This is a genomic window from Ensifer sp. LC163 (genome assembly GCF_001695855.1).
Classification (GTDB): Bacteria; Pseudomonadota; Alphaproteobacteria; order Rhizobiales; family Rhizobiaceae; genus Ensifer.
In genome coordinates, this window is sequence record NZ_MBSS01000025.1 from 1 (window position 1) to 2,500 (window position 2,500).

Annotated in this window: 2 rRNA genes (1 of these 2 cut by a window edge); both read right to left on the reverse strand. The window is 54.4% G+C overall.

The features are described from left to right. Positions 1-27: 27 nt before the first annotated feature. A 5S ribosomal RNA gene (gene rrf, locus BC360_RS20965) occupies positions 28-142 on the reverse strand. Positions 143-380: 238 nt separating this feature from the next. Further along, positions 381-2,500: ribosomal RNA gene (locus tag BC360_RS20970) — 23S ribosomal RNA — on the reverse strand; it runs 685 nt beyond the window's last position.

Consider the following 2,500-nt stretch of genomic DNA (forward strand, 5'->3'; position numbering starts at 1 on the left):
TCCGGTTGTTTTTCTTGCGCTTTGCAGACCTGGCAGCGACCTACTCTCCCGCGTCTTAAGACGAAGTACCATCGGCGCTGGGGCGTTTCACGGCCGTGTTCGGAATGGGAACGGGTGCAGCCACCCCGCCAGAACCACCAGGTCGGCAAAGCGCAAGATTTGCGCTAGCGAAGCGCAAACCGGATTGAGAAGCTGGTGAGGCAATGCCTCTTTGTTATGAACACGTCTTACGACTTATCCGGATAGTGTCAGCAGCCGGCAAAGCCGAGCCGCCGGTATCCGGCGCGCCGTCCGCAGCGAAGGCCAAAGGCCGACAGCGTGAGGACGTATATAGCATCATCGAAGCGCCGAAGGCGCTTTGATGAACACAAGCAATGGGAACGATCAAGCCAATCGAACGATTAGTACTGGTAAGCTTCATGCGTTGCCGCACTTCCACACCCAGCCTATCAACGTGGTCGTCTTCCACGGTTCTCAAGGGAATACTCGTTTTCAGGTTGGTTTCCCGCTTAGATGCCTTCAGCGGTTATCCATTCCATATATAGCTACCCTGCTATGCCCTTGGCAGGACAACAGGTCCACCAGAGATATGTCCATCCCGGTCCTCTCGTACTAGGGACAGATCCTGTCAATATTCCTACACCCACGGCAGATAGGGACCGAACTGTCTCACGACGTTCTGAACCCAGCTCACGTACCGCTTTAATTGGCGAACAGCCAAACCCTTGGGACCTGCTCCAGCCCCAGGATGCGATGAGCCGACATCGAGGTGCCAAACAACCCCGTCGATATGGACTCTTGGGGGTCATCAGCCTGTTATCCCCGGCGTACCTTTTATCCGTTGAGCGATGGCCCTTCCACGCGGGACCACCGGATCACTATGACCGACTTTCGTCTCTGCTCGACTTGTCAGTCTCGCAGTCAGGCGGGCTTATGCCATTGCACTCGACGACCGATTTCCGACCGGTCTGAGCCCACCATCGCGCGCCTCCGTTACTCTTTCGGAGGCGACCGCCCCAGTCAAACTACCCACCATACACTGTCCCGGATCCGGATAACGGACCGCGGTTAGACATCCATGACGATAAGGGTGGTATTTCAAGGATGGCTCCACAAGAACTGGCGTCCCTGCTTCAAAGCCTACCACCTATCCTACACATGCCGACACGAATGCCAGTGTAAAGCTATAGTAAAGGTGCACGGGGTCTTTCCGTCTGACCGCAGGAACCCCGCATCTTCACGGGGAATTCAATTTCACTGAGTCTATGCTGGAGACAGCGGGGAAGTCGTTACGCCATTCGTGCAGGTCGGAACTTACCCGACAAGGAATTTCGCTACCTTAGGACCGTTATAGTTACGGCCGCCGTTTACTGGGGCTTCGATTCAGAGCTTGCACCCCTCCTCTTAACCTTCCAGCACCGGGCAGGCGTCAGACCCTATACGTCGTCTTGCGACTTCGCAGAGCCCTGTGTTTTTGATAAACAGTCGCTACCCCCTGGTCTGTGCCACCCCAAAAGACTTGCGTCCATTGGGGTCACGCTTCTTCCGAAGTTACGCGTGCAATTTGCCGAGTTCCTTCAGCATAGTTCTCTCAAGCGCCTTGGTATACTCTACCTGACCACCTGTGTCGGTTTCGGGTACGGTCTATACGGTGGAGCTATTTCCTGGAACCGCGTCCCCGCCCAGACAATCCAATAAGTCTGAACAAGTTAAGCAATCCGTCACTACCACCAGGCCCACGAATATTAACGTGGTTCCCATCGACTACGCGTGTCCGCCTCGTCTTAGGGGCCGGCTAACCCTGCTCAGATTAACTTTAAGCAGGAACCCTTGGTCTTTCGGCGAGAGGGTCTCTCACCCTCTTTATCGTTACTCATGTCAACATTCGCACTTCCGATACCTCCAGGACCCCTCACGGGTATCCCTTCACAGGCTTACGGAACGCTCCGCTACCACAACGCAATCGTGAGATTGTCGTCATCCTCAGCTTCGGTGCATGGCTTTAGCCCCGTTACATTTTCGGCGCAAAGACCCTTAATTAGACCAGTGAGCTGTTACGCTTTCTTTAAATGATGGCTGCTTCTAAGCCAACATCCTGGTTGTTTTGGGATCCTCACATCCTTTCCCACTTAGCCATGACTTGGGGACCTTAGCTGGAGGTCAGGGTTGTTGCCCTCTTCACGACGGACGTTAGCACCCGCCGTGTGTCTGCCGACTAGTACTCCTCGGTATTCGGAGTTTGGTTAGGATCAGTAAGACGGTGAGTCCCCATAGCCCATCCAGTGCTCTACCCCCGAGGGTATTCGGTCGACGCACTACCTAAATAGTTTTCGCGGAGAACCAGCTATTTCCGAGTTTGATTGGCCTTTCACCCCTAGCCACAAGTCATCCCAATCTATTGCAACAGATGCGGGTTCGGTCCTCCAGTTGGTGTTACCCAACCTTCAACCTGCTCATGGCTAGATCACTCGGTTTCGGGTCTAATGCGACGAACTGAACG